The sequence below is a fragment of the Duganella sp. Dugasp78 genome (genome assembly GCF_059491455.1).
Genome location: NZ_CP168506.1, coordinates 1,011,886 through 1,030,718 on the forward strand (window position 1 = coordinate 1,011,886; position 18,833 = coordinate 1,030,718).

General features: G+C 64.4%; 22 protein-coding genes. 10 read left to right on the forward strand and 12 right to left on the reverse strand.

Annotated elements, in window-relative coordinates; translation table 11 throughout:
* Positions 1-15 precede the first annotated feature (15 nt).
* Positions 16-393 carry an SPW repeat protein gene (locus tag ACEN9O_RS04525; protein WP_495616450.1) on the forward strand — a complete coding sequence of 126 codons (378 nt, stop codon included), beginning with the start codon at positions 16-18 and terminating at the stop codon, positions 391-393.
* A 78-nt stretch (positions 394-471) separates the two neighbouring features.
* Here the strand turns inward: ACEN9O_RS04525 and ACEN9O_RS04530 are convergent, their stop codons facing one another.
* The 8 genes from ACEN9O_RS04530 to rsmB all read right to left on the reverse strand — a co-directional run bounded on the left by ACEN9O_RS04530 (position 472) and on the right by rsmB (position 8,562).
* Positions 472-1,752: an EAL and HDOD domain-containing protein gene (locus tag ACEN9O_RS04530; protein WP_495616451.1), complete on the reverse strand. Its 1,281-nt coding sequence runs from the start codon at positions 1,750-1,752 to the stop codon at positions 472-474.
* Positions 1,753-1,840: 88 nt separating this feature from the next.
* Positions 1,841-2,614, reverse strand: coding sequence for a class II glutamine amidotransferase (locus ACEN9O_RS04535; protein WP_495616452.1), 774 nt, complete (start codon positions 2,612-2,614; stop codon positions 1,841-1,843).
* Between the two features lie 52 nt (positions 2,615-2,666).
* Positions 2,667-2,924, reverse strand: coding sequence for a BTH_I0359 family protein (locus ACEN9O_RS04540; protein WP_008445042.1), 258 nt, complete (start codon positions 2,922-2,924; stop codon positions 2,667-2,669).
* A gap of 111 nt (positions 2,925-3,035) precedes the next feature.
* On the reverse strand, positions 3,036-3,434 hold the full coding sequence (locus tag ACEN9O_RS04545; RefSeq protein ID WP_495616453.1) for a GTPase: 399 nt from the start codon (positions 3,432-3,434) through the stop codon (positions 3,036-3,038).
* A gap of 16 nt (positions 3,435-3,450) precedes the next feature.
* Positions 3,451-4,164: a response regulator gene (locus ACEN9O_RS04550; protein ID WP_495616454.1), complete on the reverse strand. Its 714-nt coding sequence runs from the start codon at positions 4,162-4,164 to the stop codon at positions 3,451-3,453.
* Positions 4,165-4,226: 62 nt separating this feature from the next.
* On the reverse strand, positions 4,227-6,524 hold the full coding sequence (locus tag ACEN9O_RS04555; RefSeq protein WP_495616455.1) for a sensor histidine kinase: 2,298 nt from the start codon (positions 6,522-6,524) through the stop codon (positions 4,227-4,229).
* Positions 6,525-7,166 (reverse strand): DUF4390 domain-containing protein, encoded by a 642-nt coding sequence (locus tag ACEN9O_RS04560; protein WP_495616456.1) that lies wholly within the window; start codon positions 7,164-7,166, stop codon positions 6,525-6,527.
* Complete coding sequence (gene rsmB / locus ACEN9O_RS04565; protein WP_495616457.1) at positions 7,159-8,562, reverse strand: 16S rRNA (cytosine(967)-C(5))-methyltransferase RsmB; 1,404 nt, start codon at positions 8,560-8,562, stop codon at positions 7,159-7,161. Before rsmB ends, ACEN9O_RS04560 begins: the two co-directional genes overlap by 8 nt.
* A 222-nt stretch (positions 8,563-8,784) precedes the next feature.
* Between rsmB and argS the strand changes: the two genes are divergently transcribed.
* The 7 genes from argS to ACEN9O_RS04600 all read left to right on the forward strand — a co-directional run bounded on the left by argS (position 8,785) and on the right by ACEN9O_RS04600 (position 15,103).
* Positions 8,785-10,494 (forward strand): arginine--tRNA ligase, encoded by a 1,710-nt coding sequence (gene argS / locus ACEN9O_RS04570; protein WP_495616458.1) that lies wholly within the window; start codon positions 8,785-8,787, stop codon positions 10,492-10,494.
* A 21-nt stretch (positions 10,495-10,515) separates the two neighbouring features.
* Positions 10,516-11,220, forward strand: coding sequence for an SPOR domain-containing protein (locus ACEN9O_RS04575; protein WP_495616459.1), 705 nt, complete (start codon positions 10,516-10,518; stop codon positions 11,218-11,220).
* Between the two features lie 78 nt (positions 11,221-11,298).
* On the forward strand, positions 11,299-11,937 hold the full coding sequence (locus ACEN9O_RS04580; protein WP_495616460.1) for a thiol:disulfide interchange protein DsbA/DsbL: 639 nt from the start codon (positions 11,299-11,301) through the stop codon (positions 11,935-11,937).
* 2 nt (positions 11,938-11,939) lie between these two features.
* The gene (locus ACEN9O_RS04585; protein WP_495616461.1) at positions 11,940-12,734 is read left to right on the forward strand and encodes an SDR family oxidoreductase; all 795 of its coding nucleotides are present in this window, start codon (positions 11,940-11,942) and stop codon (positions 12,732-12,734) included.
* Entirely contained in the window at positions 12,731-13,537 is an 807-nt protein-coding gene (locus tag ACEN9O_RS04590; RefSeq protein WP_495616462.1) for a biotin--[acetyl-CoA-carboxylase] ligase, read from the forward strand. Before ACEN9O_RS04585 ends, ACEN9O_RS04590 begins: the two co-directional genes overlap by 4 nt.
* Positions 13,534-14,292: a type III pantothenate kinase gene (locus ACEN9O_RS04595; protein ID WP_495616463.1), complete on the forward strand. Its 759-nt coding sequence runs from the start codon at positions 13,534-13,536 to the stop codon at positions 14,290-14,292. Before ACEN9O_RS04590 ends, ACEN9O_RS04595 begins: the two co-directional genes overlap by 4 nt.
* A 118-nt stretch (positions 14,293-14,410) precedes the next feature.
* Complete coding sequence (locus tag ACEN9O_RS04600; RefSeq protein WP_495616464.1) at positions 14,411-15,103, forward strand: SPOR domain-containing protein; 693 nt, start codon at positions 14,411-14,413, stop codon at positions 15,101-15,103.
* A 21-nt stretch (positions 15,104-15,124) separates the two neighbouring features.
* On the opposite strand, the gene ACEN9O_RS04605 is transcribed toward ACEN9O_RS04600, so the two are convergent.
* The gene (locus ACEN9O_RS04605; protein ID WP_495616465.1) at positions 15,125-15,859 is read right to left on the reverse strand and encodes a 3-oxoacyl-ACP reductase family protein; all 735 of its coding nucleotides are present in this window, start codon (positions 15,857-15,859) and stop codon (positions 15,125-15,127) included.
* A 110-nt stretch (positions 15,860-15,969) separates the two neighbouring features.
* Here ACEN9O_RS04605 and ACEN9O_RS04610 point away from each other — a divergent pair, with 110 nt between their 5' ends.
* Both ACEN9O_RS04610 and ACEN9O_RS04615 read left to right on the forward strand, forming a co-directional pair.
* A complete protein-coding gene (locus ACEN9O_RS04610; RefSeq protein ID WP_495616466.1) occupies positions 15,970-16,893 on the forward strand; it encodes a LysR family transcriptional regulator in 924 nt (307 codons plus the stop codon).
* A 25-nt stretch (positions 16,894-16,918) separates the two neighbouring features.
* Positions 16,919-17,407 (forward strand): hypothetical protein, encoded by a 489-nt coding sequence (locus ACEN9O_RS04615; RefSeq protein ID WP_495616467.1) that lies wholly within the window; start codon positions 16,919-16,921, stop codon positions 17,405-17,407.
* A gap of 23 nt (positions 17,408-17,430) precedes the next feature.
* On the opposite strand, the gene ACEN9O_RS04620 is transcribed toward ACEN9O_RS04615, so the two are convergent.
* From ACEN9O_RS04620 to ACEN9O_RS04630, 3 genes are read right to left on the reverse strand one after another with little or no spacing between them, the layout of a single operon-like run.
* Positions 17,431-17,832 (reverse strand): hypothetical protein, encoded by a 402-nt coding sequence (locus tag ACEN9O_RS04620; RefSeq protein WP_495616468.1) that lies wholly within the window; start codon positions 17,830-17,832, stop codon positions 17,431-17,433.
* Positions 17,829-18,260 (reverse strand): hypothetical protein, encoded by a 432-nt coding sequence (locus tag ACEN9O_RS04625; RefSeq protein ID WP_495616469.1) that lies wholly within the window; start codon positions 18,258-18,260, stop codon positions 17,829-17,831. Before ACEN9O_RS04625 ends, ACEN9O_RS04620 begins: the two co-directional genes overlap by 4 nt.
* A complete protein-coding gene (locus ACEN9O_RS04630; protein ID WP_495616470.1) occupies positions 18,257-18,802 on the reverse strand; it encodes an NUDIX hydrolase in 546 nt (181 codons plus the stop codon). The genes ACEN9O_RS04625 and ACEN9O_RS04630 overlap by 4 nt, the downstream gene beginning before the upstream one ends.
* Between the last annotated feature and the right edge of the window lie 31 nt (positions 18,803-18,833).

Below are 18,833 nucleotides of genomic sequence, written 5' to 3' on the forward strand. Positions count from 1 at the left end.
ACCAGGGAGGTGCATATGGCAACCAATCCATCCGTCAAACGCTGGCAGGATCAGGTGATCTTGCTACTGGGGCTGTGGTTCTTTATTTCACCATGGGTGTTTGCATATCCGATACCGTCGATCCAGGCATGGACCGCGTTCATCTCCGGCGCGGTGCTGGCGCTGCTGGCGGCGTTCGATCTGTACAAGACCTACTTCTGGGCCGTGGTGCTCAATCTGCTGGTGGGGATATGGGTGGCGGTTTCCCCGTGGGTGCTGAAAATCGCCGACAACCGCGAGCTGATGTGGAACTCGGTCGCGGTGGGCATTGCCGTGGTGGTGCTGGCGCTGTGGGAGATGCGGACCGATCCGGAACTGCACAAGCACTGGCCGGGCGCGGGTCACGCCACGTGACCCCGCACAGCACGGCGGCCGGGGTCTGACGGGGGCGCCGAGTCCCCGCAGGGTCAGACCCCTTGTTTGCGGGGTTGCTTAGAGCGCGTAGCGCACCACGTTGTCACTCCATTCGAAGGCGGCCATCTCCAGCTCCACCAGTTCGTCGGTGGACATGGCGAGGTCGCGCAGCGTGGGCACGATGTGGTCGTCCATTTCTTCGATGCGTTCGATGCATTCGGCCAGCTTGAGCAGGTCGCCGAAGAAGCCGCCGCGGTACAGTAGCGCTTCCGACACTTCCTCGTTGACCGGGATCTGCGACAGGATCTCGGCCATCGGAATGCCGAACAGCGTGTCCATCAGCGACATGATGCCGACCGTGAAAGCCACATCGGCGGCCTGGCGCTGGCTCGGACGCAGCTTGCCGGCCAACAGCTCCAGCAGGCGGCCGCGCGTGGTCGCCAGCATCAGCAGCGGCGTCATGCTGTGGCCGCGCTTGCTCGGCTCGGCGTACAGCATGATCTGCAGCCAGCGCTGCAGCTGGCGGCGGCCCAGTATCGTCACGGCCTGGCTCAGCGAATCGATGCGCTGGCGGGCGCCGACGGCCGGCGTGTTCACCAGGCGCAGCAGGTTCAGCGCCAGCGACACGTCGCGCTTGATGGCGCGCTCGATCTCCAGGTTGTCCGCTTCCGAGGTGACCAGGGTCATCAGCTCCATCACCGCCAGTTGCGACGGCGACAGCTTCTTGCCGCTCATGATGACCGGCTTGGCGAAGTAATAGCCCTGGAAGTAGTCAAAGCCCAGGTCCAGGCAATTCTTGAATTCCTCGCGCGTCTCGACCTTTTGCGCCAGCAGCTTCTTCTGGTCCTGGCGCAGGCGCGGGGCCAGCTTCATCAGCGTGGCCGGCGGAATATTGCGCATGTCCATCTTGACGTATTCGGTCAGCGGCAACAGCGCGGCCACGTTGGGGCTGTCGGCGGTGACGTCGTCCAGCGCGAAACGGAAGCCGTGGCCGGCCAGCTCCGTCATGCGCGTCAGCACCTGCGGCGTCAGCGGCATGGTGGCGGCCACCTCCAGCACCACTTTTTCACGCGGCAGGAAGGAAAAGATGTCGGTCATCAGGACGTCGGCATCCACATTGACGAAGCCGAGGACGTCGCCGATGGTCTTTTCCATGCCCAGCTGCGAGGCGTGGGCGATCACGGCCGCCGTGGCCGACAATTCATTGCTGATCTGCGCCGGACCCACCGGGGCGTTGCGGAAAAGCAACTCATAGCCAAACAGGGTCTGGTTGCGGTCCAGGATGGGCTGGCGGCCCAGATAGAATTCGCGCACGCGCAGGCTTCGGGGGCCGGTATCGTGTAGGGAGAGATCGATCATCGCTTCTATCAGTACAAAACATGGGGCTGATATTTCGCCGTACCAATATTTTGACAGCAATACTTGCCCCTGTCTCGGATAATTTGGCTCAGTCCGCCGACTGCGGCAACCCGTCGATGAACAGTTTCAGCTCGCCGGCGCCAAACGCCGTCCATTGTTCGTTGGTCGTCAACGGCTGGGTGACGATGATGGCGACCCGGTCGTTGGGCGTGGTCACCTGCGAAAAGTCCACGCTGACATCCTCGTCCGACAGCTTGGCCGTGTCGAACGGATATTGCCGCACCAGGTAGTACAGATTGGTCGAGCAATGGGCAAACAGCTCGCCGCCGGACGACAGCAGCATGTTGAAGGTGCCGTAGCCGGCGATCTCGCGCGCCATGTCGGCCAGCGCCGCGCGCAGCTCGGCCAGCGGCGGGCGCTGCTCGCCGAAGCGGGCGCGCAAGTGCTGCAGGATGTAGCAAAACGCCTGTTCGCTGTCGGTGTTGCCGACCGGGTGGTAGGCGCCGTTGAGCACCGGCGCGAATTCCTTCAGGTCGCCGTTGTGGGCGAACACCCAGTACTGGCCCCACAGCTCGCGCACGAAGGGATGGCAATTCTCCAGCGCCACCTGGCCCTGCGTGGCCTTGCGGATGTGGGCGATGACGTTGGTGGACTTGATCGGATAACGCTTGATCAGCTCGGCGATCGGCGAGGCGATCGCGGCCTGGTGGTCGACGAAGTGGCGCACGCCGGCGCCTTCGAAAAAGGCGATGCCCCAGCCGTCATGGTGGGTATCGGTCTGGCCGCCGCGCATGGCGAAGCCGGTAAAGCTGAACACAATGTCGGTCGGGACATTGCAGTTCATTCCTAGAAGTTGGCACATGGTCTGGTTCTCTGTTGTTACAGCAGAACCATACCACGCGCCGCCCGCTTTGTTAGTGCAGCAGCACCGGATGGCTCATCAGCTCATCATAACTGCCCAAGAATTCATCGATTTCCGCCATCGTCGGCTCGCCGGCGATCAGTTCATTGACGTCGCGGCGGAAATGCTGGGCCAGGATGCCGTTGATAAAGATCTCGCGCTTGCCGCCTTTGTCCACAATTTCATAGCCGCCGAAACGCAGCGCATCCAGGGTACGGTCCGCGCCAAATTCGACAACACTGTATTGCTCGCTGTTATAGATCAGGTTCATGTTGCTTCCTTTCACAAGGGGCGTAACACTATCGGTTGCGCCTTCAGTCCCGAAATGGGGCTGAAAGCGGACGATTCAAGGCCAAATCAAGGCCGGTCAGCGGGCAGGGTCTTAGGCCGCGATATCGGGTTGCAAATCCAGCAATTCGCCGTAGGGCGCCTCGGACAGCCAGGAACGCAGCAGTTCGAGGTGCTCGGCGGAAGCCAGGCTGATGTAGAGCCGCGCGGGAGGTCGGCGCAACACCCGATTCAATGTTACTCGCAAAATGAGATTGCCGCTGCAATGAAGACAGCCTGGGGCAATACGCAACACTTGCGGTAGGGAATTTATTGACAGGGGACTGTCGGCAGGATCGAAGGCCAGTGCCGAACCGCCGTCCGACAGGCCTTCCAGGATAACGACGCTGGCCACACCTGGCTGCAGGTGGGCGGCGATGGCGTTTTCGCGCTCGCGGGCGCGGGAGCCAATGACCAGCCAGGTCGGCACCGGCGGCGCTGCACCGGTGGACATGGGTCCGGTCACGGGCTCAGACGCCCTTTTTTGCGAGTTTGCCCGGCTCCACGCCCAATTGCTTGAGCTTGCGGTACAAGTGGGTGCGTTCCAGCCCGGTTTTCTCGGCCACGCGCGTCATGCTGCCGCCTTCGCGGCCCAGATGGTGCTCGAAGTACATGCGCTCGAAGGCGTCGCGCGCCTCGCGCAGCGGCAGGTCGAACGACAGGTTGAACATGTGGTTGTCGGCGCCGGCCACGGTGGCGCCGCCGCGCACCGAGATCGCCGCAGCCGGGTTCGGCTGGTTGAAGCCGGCGTTCTGCGCCTCCTCGACCTGGGCCGCCGCGACCGGACGCGGCGCCAGCGCCGGCGCGCGCACCGTCTCCTGCGCGCGGGTCAGGCCTTGCTGGACCGCCTTCAGCAGCTTTTGCAGGGCGATCGGCTTTTCCAGGAAGTTCAGCGCGCCGATGCGGGTGGCCTCGACCGCCGTGTCGATCGTCGCATGGCCCGACATCATAATCACCGGCATGGTCAGCAGACCGTCGCGCTGCCATTCCTTGAGCAAGGTGACGCCATCGGTATCCGGCATCCAGATATCGAGCAGCACCAGGTCGGGCGCGCCGCCGGCCCGCGCCTCGCGCGCCTGCTGGGCGTTTTCCGCCAGTTGTATTGCGTGTCCCTCGTCGCTCAAGATTTCCGAGAGCAACTCGCGGATACCCATTTCATCGTCCACTACCAGAATGTTTGCCATCTTCCCTGCCTTCCTCATTTCGCCCGCTCATGGCCGGCAATGATTTTTTTAATCAGTGATACTTAGGTATTTTGCGACGTCGGTGCTAACTTTAACAGCAAAATCAATACCGACGCGCCACTTCTATCGACATGGTTCTGGATATCGATCCGGCCGCCATGTTCATCGATAATTTTTTTCACCATCGCCAGGCCCAGGCCGGTGCCCTTGGCCTTCGATGTGACATACGGTTCGAACGCCCGCGCCAGGATCTTGGGCGCGAACCCCGGCCCGTTGTCGGAGATCGCCAGCCGCACCGCCGTGCGCGTGCTGCCGTCAGCGCCCTGATAATGAATGGCTTCGCTGATCACGTCAATGTGCGCTTGCGGCGCGCCCTCCGGCCGCTCGGCCATCGCGTCCTGGGAATTCTGCAGCAGGTTGTGGATGACCTGGCGCAGCTGGGTGGTATCGCCCATCACCATCGGCAGGCCGGGTGCCAGTTGCGGGTGGATGATGTCGTCGCCTTCGCCGCGCAGGTACAGGTGCAGGATCTCCTCGACCAGCGCGTTCAGGTCCAGCGGCTCCAGCACGGCCGGCGGGGTCCTGGCGTAGTCGCGGAAATCGTCGACCATGCGCTTCATGGCCGCCACCTGGTTGACGATGGTGGCGGTGCCCTTGTTGAGCAGCTCATGGTCGGCCGGCGACAGCTTGCCTTCCAGTTTCATCTGCAATCGCTCGGCCGACAGCTGGATCGGCGTCAGCGGATTCTTGATCTCGTGCGCCAAACGGCGCGCCACCTCGCCCCAGGCGATCGAGCGCTGCGCCGAGATGACGTCGGAAATATCGTCAAACACCACCAGGTAGCCGCTGCCGCCGCTCTCGACCGGCAGGCGCGAGCCGCGCGTGAGCAGGGTCTGGTCGTTGTCGTCCAGGTTGGCGGAGCGGCGCGGCACCTCGATCTGGCGCTGCCAGTGCATGCGCTGCAGGTTGCGTCCGGCCGCCGACTGCGCGCTCTGCGCCGCGAACGCGGCCACGATGGCGCCGCCGAACTCCTGCAGGCCCTCGATCTCGTCGAGCTTCTGGCCGATCATCGTCACGCCGGCCTGCTGCAGGATGCGCTCGACCGAGTCGTTGCAGCTGATCAGGTGGAACTCATGGTCCAGCACCATCACCCCGGCCGACATATTGGCCAGCACCGATTCCAGGTGGGCCTTGGCGTTCTGCAGCGCGGCGCGGTTGCGCTCGACGGCGCTGCGGGCGTCCGACAGCTGGCGCGTCATGGTGTTGAACGACTGCGTCAGCGTGCCCAGCTCGTCCGAGGTGGCGACGATGGGCCGCGGCGACAGGTCGCCCTCGGCCACCGCGCGCGTGCCCTCGGCCAGCAGCAGCAGCGGCTGGGCCAGGTCGCTGGCGATCAGGAAGGCGCTGGCGATGGCGCCGAACACCGCCAGCAGCAGGGTCAATGTCAGGGTGACGATGTACATCTTGCGCAGGCCGACGCGGGCCACGAAGCGTTCCTTGTAGTCCGAGTAGGCGCTGCGGATGGTCTCGCCGTCGGCGGCCAGCTGCGCCGGCGCCAGCTGGATCAGCTGCAGGTAGCGCGGCGCCAGGTGGGTGCCGTTGGCCTGCACCCGGTCCGGGATCGCCATCACCACCCGCAGCCGCAGCTGGCTGGTGCTGTCGACGGTGGTGACGGGGGCGTTGATCAGGTTGCTGCGCAGCTCGTTGCCGCCCTCGGGCGCGCCGTAGCTGTCGCCCTCCTTGGCCTTGGCCATCATCTCGCGGGTCGGCAGGTCGGCGCTGAGGTTGCCGCTGCGGCTGGCGCGGGCGCTGATGATCAGGCCGCCCTCGGCGTCGACGATGATGGCGTTCTGCATGCCGGCCTGTTCCTTGACCAGGCCGGCCAGCGCGGCGCGCTCGGTGCCGTAGGGCTGTTCGGCCAGCTGCTGCACGGTCTTGCCGGCGGTGGCGGTCAGCTCCTTGAGCGCCGCGTCCAGGCCGGCGCGGCTGAGGTTGATGCCGGACTCCAGCGCCTCCTCGACCGGCACGTTGAACCACGACTCGATCGAATGGGAGACGAACTGCACCGACACCAGGAAGATCACCAGTCCCGGCAGCACGCCGATGGCGGCAAACAGCAGCACCAGCCGCGTCATCAGCTTGGAGCCGAACTTGCCGCTCTTGTAGCGGCCGTACAGCCGGAACAGCGACACCGCCACCAGCAGCAGCAGCGCGCCGGCCACCGCCGCGTTCAGGCCCAGCAGCCAGGCGTAGTAGCGGTCGAAGAAGCCGGAGTTGTCGGAGGCCGAAGCCAGCAGGAACAGCAGGATACTGATGATGGCGCCGCCGACGACGGAAAAATACCGCAGGGCAGTGCTCACTTACTCCGCCTTGTACTGGAAGGTTTTCTTGTCGGACGCCAGCCGCCATTCCGCGCTGTTGAGGGCCGTGACCTTGAGCGGCTTGGAGACATAGTTCGGGTCCAGGCCCATGCTCAGCTTGACGTTGTAGGTCTTGCCGACCTCCAGCGCGCCGCGCGGCGCCACCACCCAGCGGTTGGGGCTGCGGATCAGGAACAGCGCGTCGTCCAGCGTCGAGAAGGTCTGGCGCACATTGCCGTCGATGGTCACATGGTACTGGCGCGTCAGCACGTTGTAGTACAGGCTGATGGTCTGGCGCTTGACGATGGCTTTCTCGTCGAACCAGTACCAGCGCGGGCGGGTGAATTCGATCTCGGTGGTGAAGTACAGGGTCACGCCGTACTGCAGCGTGTCCTCCATGTCGTGGGTCAGCTCGAAGCTGTACTTGGCGTTGAGGCGGTAGCCCTCATCGCTGGCCTCGATCTGCCAGCGGCGGATTTCCACGCCGTCGGCGGCGCTGGCCACCTGCGGCAGCAGGCAGGCCATTATCAGCAGCAGTGGTCCGATCAGGAGGCGGAAAAATCGTGATGTCACGTGTGGGCCGGTGCTCAAAAGGTCCGTCGGTAGCGTATTGGCAAATAAACAGGCAAAACGGTTACGCATTTTTCTGGAACAGCGCGTAGAACAAACCATCGTGATCCTGCCCTGCGCCACCGGCGGGGAGCAACTGGCCGGGCGCATCCAACCGCACGGCCTGGTTGCGTACTGCAAACGCGGCCGCCTGCGCCTCGGATTCCTGCGGCCACAAGGAACATGTCACGAATAGCAATTTACCACCCGGTGCCAGCATCTGCCAAAGGTTGTCGAGGATTTTGGACGAAAGTGTTGCTAGTTGGAGCGTGTCGCCCTTGCGGCGCAGCCAGCGGATATCCGGGTGGCGGCGCACGATGCCCGACGCCGTGCACGGCACATCGGCCAGGATGCGGTCGAACGGTTTGCCGTCCCACCAGCCTGCGCTCTGGGCGTCGGCGGTGCGCAGCGTGGCCTGCTGGCCGAGGCGCTCGAGGTTCTCGCCGACCCGCGCCAGGCGCTTGGGATCGGCGTCCAGCGCCGTCACGCTGGCGTCGGCCAGCTCCAGGATGTGGCAGGTCTTGCCGCCGGGCGCGGCGCAGGCATCCAGCACGCGCATGCCGTCGCGCACGTCCAGCAGCGGCGCGGCCAGCTGGGCGCCGGCGTCCTGCACCGACACCAGGCCGTCGGCAAAGCCGGGGATCAGCGCCACGCCGACCGGCTTGGCCAGGCGCACCGCGTACGGGCCGATCTGCGTGGCCGCCATGCCGGCGGCCTCCAGCGTGGCCAGGTATTGTTCCATCGATGTCTTGCGGGCGTTGATGCGCAAAGTGAGCGGCGGCGCGGTGTTGCCGGTCGCCAGCACGCCCTGCCAGTCCTGCGGCCATGCGGCCTTGGCGGCGTCGATCCACCATTGCGGGTAGTTCCACTTGGCCACCGGCTGCAGCAGCGCGGTGTCCAGCAGCGCCTTGCGTTCGCGCAGGAAGCGGCGCAGCACGGCGTTGACCATGCCCTTAGCGCGCGCGGTGTCCGGATGGGCGTCGGCCGCCGTCACGGTCTGGTCGACCACGGTGAATTCTTCGTAGGGCGCGACTTCGTCCGGCGCCGTCATCAGCGCCAGCGCGCAGGCCAGCAGGGCCGCCACCAGCGGCTCCGGCGCCTTCGGCGCCATCAGGCCGATCAGGGCCTCGCTCTGGCCCAGCTGGCGCATGCAGCGGTAGGCGATGTCCTGCATCGCGCCGCGCGCCTGCGGGCTGGCGTCGCCCTTGGTCCAGACCTGGGCCAGCGCCTGCGGCAGGTTGGTGCCGGTGCGGACCTGGGCCACCGCCTGGGCGGCGCCGATCAGGCTGTAGGCCAGCGAATCGGGCTTGAGGCCGGTCTGGAAGCTGGTTTGCAGCGCCGGTTTCAGGTCGCGCGCATGGCTGGCGCGCAGCTTGGGCGCTGCCGCCTTGGCGGGGGACTTTAAAGAGAGCGTCGGACGCTTGTTCATATGCTAATTCCAGGTATGGCCGGCGGGCGTGATCGCGCAGTATACAGCAGTGCATATGACAAGGGGATGAAGCGGATTGTAACGCTTGTAACGTCCGCGTCCGCCTGCGGTGACCTCGCTGCGGCAAACCAGTATAATTACCGCTGTTTGGCCGGTGCCAGCGTGCCGGCCGTTTTCGCTTTCGGATGTATTCACACACGCGGTTCAGCCGCCTTTTTGCTCATGCTCGCCCAACAAAAACAAGATATCGCCGCCCTGTTCCAGGCCGCCCTCGCCCCCATCCTGGCCGGAACCGACGTTTCCGCCAACGTCGTGCTGGAGCGACCGCGTGACCCGTCGCACGGTGACGTGGCCTGCAACATCGCCATGCAACTGGCCAAGCAGCTGAAAATGAACCCGCGTGAACTGGCCACCAAAGTGGTCGACGCGCTGCTGGCCAATCCGGCCGGCAAAGGCCTGGTCGAATCGGCGGACATCGCCGGCCCGGGCTTCATCAACCTGCACGTGAGCGCCGCCGCCAAGCAGGCCGTGGTCAAGACCGTGCTGGCCCAGGGCGCGGCCTTCGGCAGCGCCGATGCCGGCAAGGGCAAGAGCGTCATCATCGAATTCGTCTCCGCCAACCCGACCGGCCCGCTGCACGTGGGCCACGGCCGCCAGGCGGCGCTGGGCGACGCGCTGTCGTCGCTGTTCGGCTCCCAGGGCTACGCGGTCATCCGCGAGTTCTACTACAACGACGCCGGCGTGCAGATCCAGACCCTGGCCAACTCGGTGCAGGCGCGCCTGCGTGGCTACAAGCCGGGCGACGCCCAGTGGCCCGAATCGGCCTACAACGGCGACTACATCGCCGACATCGCCGCCGACTTCATGCTCAAGAAAACCGTGTCGGCCTCGGACGGCTCGCCGGCCACCGCCTCGGGCGACGTCGAAGACATCGAATCGATCCGCCACTTCGCCGTGACCTACCTGCGCAACGAGCAGGACATCGACCTGCAAGCCTTCGGCGTCAAGTTCGACAACTACTACCTCGAATCGTCGCTGTACGCCGACGGCAAGGTCGACGCGGCCGTCGACATGCTCAACAAGTCCGGCAAGACCTACGAGGAAGAAGGCGCGCTGTGGCTGCGCACCGAGGACTACGGCGACGACAAGAACCGCGTCATGCGCAAGAAGGACGGCACCTACACCTACTTCGTGCCGGACGTGGCCTACCATATCGTCAAGTTCCAGCGCGGCTTTACCCAGGCGATCAACGTCCAGGGTTCGGACCACCACGGCACCATCGCCCGCGTGCGCGCCGGCCTGCAGGCGGTCAACGTCGGCGTCCCGCAGGGCTACCCCGACTACGTGCTGCACAAGATGGTCACCGTGATGAAGGGCGGCGAAGAGGTCAAGATCTCCAAGCGCGCCGGCTCCTACGTGACCGTGCGCGACCTGATCGAATGGTCGGGCGGCGGCGACATCGAAAAAGGCCGCGACGCGGTGCGCTTCTTCCTCATCTCGCGCAAGGCCGACACCGAATTCGTGTTCGACGTCGACGTCGCGCTGAAAACCTCGGACGAGAACCCGGTGTATTACGTGCAGTACGCCCACGCGCGCATCTGCCGCATGCTGGAGCAGTGGACCGGCGCCGAAGCCGACCTGGCCAACGTCGACCTGTCGCCGCTGACCGCGCCGACCGAAGCGACGCTGCTCGCCACCCTGGCCGCCTACCCTGAGACGCTGGCGCGCGCGCAAGCGGAACTGGGCCCGCACCAGATCGCGTTCTACCTGCGCGACCTGGCCGCCAACCTGCACAGCTTCTACTTCGCCGAGCGCGTGCTGGTGGACGACGAGGCGCTCAAGGCCGCCCGTATCGCGCTGATGGTGGCCACCCGCCAGGTGCTGCGCAACGGCCTGGCGCTGATCGGCGTCTCCGCTCCCAACAAAATGTAATTGCGAAGGACATCCCGCACAATGAATTTCCGCACCAGCCCTCGCACCACTCCACGTTCGCGCCAGCACGGCAACACCATCATCGGCATCGTCATCGGCCTGGTCATCGGCCTGGCGATCGCCGTCGTCGTCGCGCTGGTGATCAACAAGGGCTCGACGCCGTTCACCGACAAGGGGCGTGCCAGCAAGGTTGCGGAACCGACTGCGGGACAAGCGGCCGATCCGAACAAGCCTATGTACGGCAACAAGGACGCGGTACGCGAAGCGGCCAAGGACTTTGCCAAGGAGACGCCGAAGGCGCCGCCTCCGTCCGATCCGCTGCAAGCGGTGGTCGACAAGATCCAGGCCGCGCCAGCGGCACCTGCGCCTGCACCGGCGTCCGCTCCGGTTGAAAAGCCCAAGGCTGCAGCGCCGGCGGCCATCCCTGCCGCCGCCAACATCACGCCGACGCCGGCCAAGCCGGCGCCTGCAGCCGACAGCGGCGACGACAAATTCATCTACTACCTGCAAGCCGGCGCGTTCCGCGAGATCGGCGACGCCGAAAGCGCCCGCGCCAAGCTGGCCCTGTTGGGCTTCGAGGCCAACGTCTCGGACCGCGCCACCGACACCGGCGTGCTGCACCGCGTGCGCCTTGGCCCGTTCAACCAGGTCGAAGCGATGAACAAGGTTCGTAGCAAGTTGTCCGAAAACGGCATCGACGTCGCCGTCGTGCGTAATCAGAAATAAGCAGAAATAAGCAGAAATAAGCAGAAATAAACCAGGAGTATCCAGATGCGATTCATGAAATTCATTATTGGTGCAGTAATGTTGAGCGTTGCAGCCCTGTCGTCGGCCTCCCCTGCCGATCCGAAAAACGGCGTCGAATACAAAACGCTGCCGACGCCACAAGCGGTCGACAGCGGCAAGAAGGTCGAAGTCATCGAGTTCTTCGACTACGCCTGCCCGCATTGCTTCGCTTTCGATCCGTCGTTGTCGGCCTGGGTCAAGAAACAGGGCGACGCCATCGCCTTCAAACGCGTGCACATCTCGCGCAGCGGCACCGACCTGCCGCAGCAGAAGCTGTTCTTCACGCTCAGCGCCATGGGCCTGCTGACCGACGCCATGCACACCAAGATCTTCACCGAGATGCACGTCAACCACAACCGCATGAGCCGCGATGAAATGGTGTTCGACTTCATCGCCAAGCAGGGCGTGGACCGCCAGAAGTTCATCGAGACCTATCGCGGCCTGGGCGTCGCCGGCAGCGTGCGCCGCGCGACTTCGCTGATGGATACCTACGGCGTCGACTCGTGGCCGATGATCGCCATCGACGGCAAATACGTCACCTCGCCGACCATGGCCAACGAAGGCACCAAGTCGGCCACCACCGAGGCGGAACTGCACGCCCAAGCCACGCAAGTGATGGACTTCCTGGTCGCCAAGGCGAAAGCGGAAAAGAAATAAAGATGGACAAACAGGGCGCCGGGCCGGAGCGGATCTTCATCACCGGCGCCTCAAGCGGCCTGGGTGCGGCCCTCGCCGCCGAATATGCGGCGCAAGGCGCCACACTGGGCCTGCTGGCCCGCCGCAGCGCGATGCTGGACCAGCTGATCGCCACTCTCCCCAATCCTGAACGCCACCGCGCCTACGCGGTCGATGTGCGCGACCACGCCGCCATCGCCGCCGCCGCGCAAGCCTTCATGGCGCACGCCGGCGGCATCGACGTGGTGATCGCCAATGCCGGCATCTCGGTCGGCACGCTGACCGAGTTCGCCGAAGACATCCCCGTATTCGAAGCCGTCATCGCCACCAACGTGGTCGCCACCGCCGCCACGTTCGCGCCGTTTATCCCGGCGATGAAGGCACAACGCACGCCGGCGCGGCTGGTCGGCATCGGCAGCGTGGCCGGCATCCGCGGCCTGCCCGGCGCCGAGGCGTACAGTGCCTCCAAGGCGGCCGTGATCAGCTACTGCGAATCGCTGCGGCTGGAGATGAAGCCCTACGGCATCCGCGTCGTCACCCTCTGCCCAGGCTACATCGACACGCCGATGACGCAGGTGAATCCCTACCCGATGCCGTTCCTGATGGCGCCAGCCAAATTCGCCGCCAAGGCCGCGCGCACCATCGCCGCCGGCAGCAGCTACAAGGTGATCCCGTGGCAGATGGGCGTCGTCGCCAAGCTGCTGCGCATGCTGCCGAATCCACTCTACGACCTGGCCTTCGCCAAGGCGCCGCACAAGCCACGCAAGGCCATGACATGAGCATCCTCGCTGCGGACGCCATCCGCCTCCACTGCGCCACCAGCGCCTCGCACGTGGCGATAGAAACCGTCGCCGAAACCGGCTCCACCAACGCCGACCTGCTGGCCCGCATCGACACGCTCGATGGCCCGGTGCTGCGCATCGCCGCCAACCAGACCGCGGGACGCGGCCGCGCCGGCCGCAGCTGGCTGTCCTCGCCCGGCGCCGCGCTGATGTTCTCGCTGGCCTGGCGCTTCAAGGGACCGCTGCACCGCATGTCCGGCCTGCCGATGGCGGTGGGCGTGGCGCTGGCCGAGACCATCGCCTCGCTGGGCGTGCCGGTGCAGATCAAGTGGCCCAACGACCTGCTGCGCGACGGTAAAAAACTGGCCGGCATCCTGGTCGAAACCCAGGCCGCCCGCAAGGACGGCGACGGCGCCATCTGGGCCGTGATCGGCGTCGGCATCAACCTGCTCATGCCGGACGAGCTGGAAGCGCAGATCGGCCGCGAAGTGGCCGCCGCGCCATGGCTGGCCAAGATGGACCGCAACCAGCTGATGGCCGCCCTGCTCAGCCGCCTGGCCGCCGTGCTGGCCGAATTCGACGACACCGGCTTCGCGCCCTTCGCCGAGCGCTGGAACCTGCTGCATGCGTGGCAGGGCCAGGAAGTCGTCATCCTCGACCAAGGCAAGGTGCTGCAGCAAGGCCGCGCCGCCGGCGTCGACGCCATCGGCCGCCTGATGCTCGACACGGAGCAGGGCCGCGCCGAAGTGCTGTCCGGCGACGTCTCGCTGCGTTTATCCAACTCTATCGGACTATCATGATTCTACTGATCGACGCCGGCAACACCCGCGTCAAATGGGCGCTGACCGAAACCGACGCTGAACTGGGCGCATGGATCGCCCACGGCGCCGTCATGCACGCCGACCTGCAACAGCTGGAGCTGCACCTGAGCGAGGCGGTGGCCGACCGCGGCGTCGACCGCATCCTGATCGCCAACGTGGCCGGCGGCGCGCTGCGCGTGCAGCTGGAATACGTGCTGCAACGGACCTTCCCGGCCATGATCCTGCCGCAGCAGGCGATCGAATGGTTTGCCTCGCTGCCGGCGCTGGCCGGCGTGACCAACGGCTACCGCAACCCGGCGCAACTGGGGTGCGACCGCTTCGCCGCCGCCATCGCCGGCCACGCGCTGGCGGCCGGACAGGAAGTCATCGTCGCCAACTGCGGCACCGCCACCACCATCGACGCCATCACCGCCGACGGCATGTTCTTGGGCGGGATGATACTGCCGGGACTGGGCCTGATGGCCAGTTCGCTGGCGCGCAACACGGCGCAGTTGCCGCAAATTGCGCAAGACGGTAAGCTGCCGGACGGATTCGCCGACAATACCGACGACGCCATCCTGAGCGGCTGCCTGGCCGCGCAGAGCGGCGCCATCGAGCACGCGTTCGCGCGGCATGGTGCGGCGGAGTGCATCATCTCCGGCGGCGCGGCGCCGTATATCGCGCCGATGCTGAAGGTGCCTTACCGTATCGTCGAGAATATCGTGTTAATCGGTTTGCATGCTGCCGCCGAATAGCAGTCATTCCCGCGCAGGCGGGAATCCATGGCCGGCATGCGCAGTAGCTCAGTATGGATTCCCGCCTGCGCGGGAATGACGTGATATCGAATCGCGCAATAGAAACCAAGGAAACGCCGTGCTGAAATTTATTTTCTGGTCGCTGGTCGCCATCAATGCCGCGCTGTTCGCGTACGGCAAAGGTTATCTCGGCCATTTCAGCGGCAACGAGCGCGAACCGGAGCGCCTGCTCAACCAACTCAACGCCAACAAGCTGGCCATCATCTCCGCCGACAAGGCCAATGATGCCTCGGCCGCGACCGCCGCTGCGGCCAGCGCCGCCGCCAGCGCCAAGCCGGCGCCGGAAGTGCTGGCCTGCGTGGAAATCGGCAGCTTCGTGCTGGCCGACGCGCGCCGCTTCGAAGCCCAGCTGGCGCCGCTGAACCTGGGCGACCGCCAGTCGCGCCACAACCTGCCGGGCACCGAAGTATCGAGCTATATCGTTTATATGCCGCCGCAGGGCAGCAAGGAAGGCGCCGACAAGAAAGCCGGCGAACTGCGCGCGCTCGGCGTGACCAACTACTTCATCATGAACGACAACTCGCCGCTGCGCTGGGGGATTTCGCTGGGCGTGTTCAAGACCGAAAACGCGGCGCAGAACCAGCTGGCCGCGCTGATGAAGCAAGGCGTGCGCACCGCGCGCGTGGCGCCGCGCATGAGCGGCAGCAAACTGCTGGCCTTCCAGTTCCGCGATGTGGATACGGAGCTCAAGGCCAAGCTGGAACAACTCCGCGCCGCTTACCCGAACGCGGAAAGCCACGCCTGCAAATAGCGTCAGCTGCTGCCTATCGCGTCACGCGCCGAAGCCGCCGTCAACCGACAGGCTGGCGCCGGTGATGTAACCGGCTTCCGGCCCCGCCAGATAAGACACGAAGCTGGCGATTTCCTCCACCGAACCATAGCGCGGCAAGGCCATCATGGCTTTCAGGGCGCCGGCGAAATCGCTGCCGTCCGGGTTCATCTCGGTATCGACCGGGCCTGGCTGCACGTTGTTGACGGTGATCCCGCGCGGGCCGAGGTCGCGCGCCATGCCCTTGGTCAGGCCGACCAGCGCCGATTTGTTCATGGCGTAGGTCGCGGCGCCGGCGAAAGGCACACGGTCGGCGTTGGTGCTGCCGATGGTGATCACGCGTCCGCCCTGCCCCATGTGGCGTGCCGCTTCCTGGGTCGCCACGAACACACTGCGCACGTTGACGGCCAGCGTGCGGTCGAAATCTTCCAGCGTGAATTCTTCCAGCGGCGCGATCGCCAGCACGCCGGCGTTGTTGACCAGGATGTCGATGCGGCCGTGGGCCTCCGCCGCGTTGCGGATGGCGGCTTTCAGCGCGGAGGCGTCGGCGCTGTCGGCTTTCACGGCTTGCGCCTTGCCGCCGGCGGCTTCAATCTCCGCCACAACTTGCGCGGCTCGGTCGGCCGAGCTGGAATACGTCAGTACCACAGTGGCGCCGTCGCGCGCCAGCCGTTTTGCGATAGCTGCGCCGATGCCGCGCGAGCCGCCTTGTACAAATGCGATTTTACCGTTGATCATTTGAAGCTCCTGGTTGGTGAGTTGGAGCCTTCAGAATCCTCCGCAGATTATGTTGCGACTAGACTGTAATTACTATAAGCAGTTGATCCAATTGGTTTAAAATAAAAATCATGGAAACCATGATCAGCATCGAGTGTTTCGTGCGCAGCGCCGAAGCGGGAAGCTTCTCGGAAGCCGCGCGCCGGCTCGGGCTGACGCCGGCCGCAGTCGGCAAGAACATCGCACGGCTGGAGGCTAGGCTGGGCGTGCGCCTGTTCCAGCGCAGCACGCGCAGCCTGTCGCTGACGGAAGCGGGACGGCAGTTCCTTGATGAAGTGGGCGGCAGCCTGTCGACGATACAGAACGCGGTCGCCAACCTGGCCAGCGCCGGCGGCCAGCCCGCCGGCACGCTGCGGGTCAGCATGCCGACCAATTTCGGCCGCAAGTACATCGTGCCAATGCTGGGCGATTTCTTGGAGCGCTATCCCGCCATCTCGCCCGACTGGGCTTTCGACAACCGTCCAGTGGACCTGATCGCGCAAAGCTTCGACGCCGCGCTGGGCGGCGGCATCGACCTGTCGCCCGGCGTGGTCGCGCGCAAGCTGGCGCCGGCGAACCGGGTGCTGGTGGCGTCGCCGGCCTACCTGGCCGAACATCCCGCGCCGAAGTCGCCCGCCGACCTGCATGAGCATGACGGCATTCTGATTCGCTCACCGCAAACGGGCCGGATACGTCCGTGGGCACTAATCAATCGCAGCAAGCAGCAGGCGCCCGTCACGCTGCGCGTGCGCATGACGATGAGCGATCCCGGCGCGGCCTGCGACGCGGCGGCCCTCGGCCTGGGCATCGCCTTGATCAACTACTCGGAAGCGCTGGCGCATCTGGACGCGGGCACGCTGGTGCGAGTGCTGCCAAGCTGGCATGTGGACGGCGGGGCCGTATCGATCTACTACCCGGCGCAGAAGCTGCTGCCGGCCAAGACCCGGGCCTTCGTGGAATTTGTCGTCGAGCGCTTCCGCACCGAGCGGCTGGCGCAATTGCTGTCGGCGGATTAGCATCCGCACTTGTTCAAGGTCCCTGATGCATAAGCTAACGCAGTATCTTTTCAATACCAATACGCCGCTCTGGAAGTACATCTTCACGACATCCATGTTGGCGACCTTGCCCGCGATAGCCATTGCAGGCCTATGGCAGCTGGGACTATCACTCACTCCACTTAACGCCTCGCGATCCGTCCCGCCGGCTGTCAGCACGTCGGTTGGCGACGCCATCGGCGCCATCGTTATTTCCCCGGTCATCGAAACCTTCATGTTGGCTGGACTGCTGGCCGTCTTGTCCACTTTCATATCGAACAAAGGCCTTATGGCCATGATCTCGGGTCTGGTGTGGGGCGCGCTTCACGCGACCTTGGGCCTCGCCAGGTTTGCCGGCACGGCCTGGATATTCTTCGTGCTGTCGTGCGCCTTCATCGCATGGCGCGAGAAGGGTTTCAAACACGCGTATATTGTGGGCCTTATTCCGCACGTACTGAATAATACTTTGGTGGTCCTGATCGTTCATCCGGTCTAACACGATCAACCGGGAAATTAGCGCTAACCGACGGCGGACTTGCGACTAAGCGCGTGAAGCTCCACCTGGTTCCAGCAAACATATGGCGGCCATTCACGGTTCTCTGCAAAGGCAAGAAAGACTTCTATCACCTGCTGCAGGAGAAACCAGTCGCGCTGGGCCATCGGTACGCTCCCGCCGCTAAATGCCAATTTCGTTCCATCGGGATGCGATACCACCGGTGTATCCTGCGACGCGCGGTAGTGGGTGCCGTCGGCTTGATGGCGCTCCAGCAGAAACAGGCCAGGCCCACCTGCCACCTGAACGTATTCGCCCGCATCGCTGGCGAGACTCGCGAAGGACATTCGGGTACGCGACAGCTCGAGCGCCAATTTACGCTCACCCGGCGCAACGACAGGCTTGCAGTTTTCTCGTTGAAAGCTCATCCGCCCCATAAAATGATTACCCCCTTATGGCCTGCCGCCGCGTCATCAAAGAAGCGGCGCATCGGTTCATACAGCCACGCCTCTTCATCAAAACCAGCTTCATCTAGGATGTCTTCAAAAAAGGCTTGGTCTTTCTTACCCAGTTCTTCGGCGATTGATTTCACCATAACAGCACCGAGAAAGACCACATCTGGATCGGCGAATCCATCCCTCTCGGCGCGTGATTCGCCGGAAAAAATCGTGGCTAAGGATCCGTCCATCCCCTGCAATACCGACTCCCATGCTGGAAGAGATTCTTCCGCTTCCAAGGTCGGGCAGGCTTCAAGAGCCAACTGCCCCAAGGCGCCGTACCACTCACTCTTGCTTGTGCAGCCTGTCAGCAGGCGGCGTGCGCTGTCATCGACTTCATAGAAATTCCCGAAACTCATGAGTACCTTTCGTCAAATGCCAATTTGATCAGGAACCGCTTCATATGCGGGTCTGCGCGTTCAAGCGGAACTTCATCGAACGGGAACCATCGAACGCCCTCAAATTCGCGCTCGTCAAACTTGATGCTTTGATGTCGGCTCGCGCGGACTACGTACCATAACGAGACGTCTGTATGCCCAGCGGTCAGCCCGACTGTCTCGGTCACTGTCACAAACAGCGGCGGCCCAATGGGATGTGGCGCCGCAAAGCCAAGCTCCTCTTCCAGCTCACGAGCAACCGTCACGCGAGGGTGCTCACCGGGTTCGACGTGCCCACCCGGCGGCAGCCATAGCCTGGCATTGCGATGATCGACCAGCAGCACATGCCCATCGTCGATGACGGCAAAATACGACACGAGATGCATCGGCGGCGTTGCCGGCTTCGTTACACGGCACAAGTCCACGCCAGAGTCCACCCACGCAAGGCAACCGAGAATATCATGGCGCTCCAAATCGTCGCCAGGAGAGATCGATAAGATTTCGTCTCGAATTTTCTGTCGCATGGTCTCTGGTAGTCGATCGAAAGAGAAAATT

Bases quoted from the DNA above. Each gene is read 5' to 3' on its own strand.
- ACEN9O_RS04525 (WP_495616450.1), top strand. From the start codon at position 16: ATGGCAACCAATCCATCCGTCAAACGCTGGCAGGATCAGGTGATCTTG.
- ACEN9O_RS04530 (WP_495616451.1), bottom strand. From the start codon at position 1,752: ATGATCGATCTCTCCCTACACGATACCGGCCCCCGAAGCCTGCGCGTG.
- ACEN9O_RS04535 (WP_495616452.1), bottom strand. From the start codon at position 2,614: ATGTGCCAACTTCTAGGAATGAACTGCAATGTCCCGACCGACATTGTG.
- ACEN9O_RS04540 (WP_008445042.1), bottom strand. From the start codon at position 2,924: ATGAACCTGATCTATAACAGCGAGCAATACAGTGTTGTCGAATTTGGC.
- ACEN9O_RS04545 (WP_495616453.1), bottom strand. From the start codon at position 3,434: ATGTCCACCGGTGCAGCGCCGCCGGTGCCGACCTGGCTGGTCATTGGC.
- ACEN9O_RS04550 (WP_495616454.1), bottom strand. From the start codon at position 4,164: ATGGCAAACATTCTGGTAGTGGACGATGAAATGGGTATCCGCGAGTTG.
- ACEN9O_RS04560 (WP_495616456.1), bottom strand. From the start codon at position 7,166: ATGCGTAACCGTTTTGCCTGTTTATTTGCCAATACGCTACCGACGGAC.
- rsmB (WP_495616457.1), bottom strand. From the start codon at position 8,562: ATGAACAAGCGTCCGACGCTCTCTTTAAAGTCCCCCGCCAAGGCGGCA.
- argS (WP_495616458.1), top strand. From the start codon at position 8,785: ATGCTCGCCCAACAAAAACAAGATATCGCCGCCCTGTTCCAGGCCGCC.
- ACEN9O_RS04575 (WP_495616459.1), top strand. From the start codon at position 10,516: ATGAATTTCCGCACCAGCCCTCGCACCACTCCACGTTCGCGCCAGCAC.
- ACEN9O_RS04580 (WP_495616460.1), top strand. From the start codon at position 11,299: ATGTTGAGCGTTGCAGCCCTGTCGTCGGCCTCCCCTGCCGATCCGAAA.
- ACEN9O_RS04585 (WP_495616461.1), top strand. From the start codon at position 11,940: ATGGACAAACAGGGCGCCGGGCCGGAGCGGATCTTCATCACCGGCGCC.
- ACEN9O_RS04590 (WP_495616462.1), top strand. From the start codon at position 12,731: ATGAGCATCCTCGCTGCGGACGCCATCCGCCTCCACTGCGCCACCAGC.
- ACEN9O_RS04595 (WP_495616463.1), top strand. From the start codon at position 13,534: ATGATTCTACTGATCGACGCCGGCAACACCCGCGTCAAATGGGCGCTG.
- ACEN9O_RS04605 (WP_495616465.1), bottom strand. From the start codon at position 15,859: ATGATCAACGGTAAAATCGCATTTGTACAAGGCGGCTCGCGCGGCATC.
- ACEN9O_RS04610 (WP_495616466.1), top strand. From the start codon at position 15,970: ATGGAAACCATGATCAGCATCGAGTGTTTCGTGCGCAGCGCCGAAGCG.
- ACEN9O_RS04615 (WP_495616467.1), top strand. From the start codon at position 16,919: ATGCATAAGCTAACGCAGTATCTTTTCAATACCAATACGCCGCTCTGG.
- ACEN9O_RS04620 (WP_495616468.1), bottom strand. From the start codon at position 17,832: ATGAGCTTTCAACGAGAAAACTGCAAGCCTGTCGTTGCGCCGGGTGAG.
- ACEN9O_RS04625 (WP_495616469.1), bottom strand. From the start codon at position 18,260: ATGAGTTTCGGGAATTTCTATGAAGTCGATGACAGCGCACGCCGCCTG.
- ACEN9O_RS04630 (WP_495616470.1), bottom strand. From the start codon at position 18,802: ATGCGACAGAAAATTCGAGACGAAATCTTATCGATCTCTCCTGGCGAC.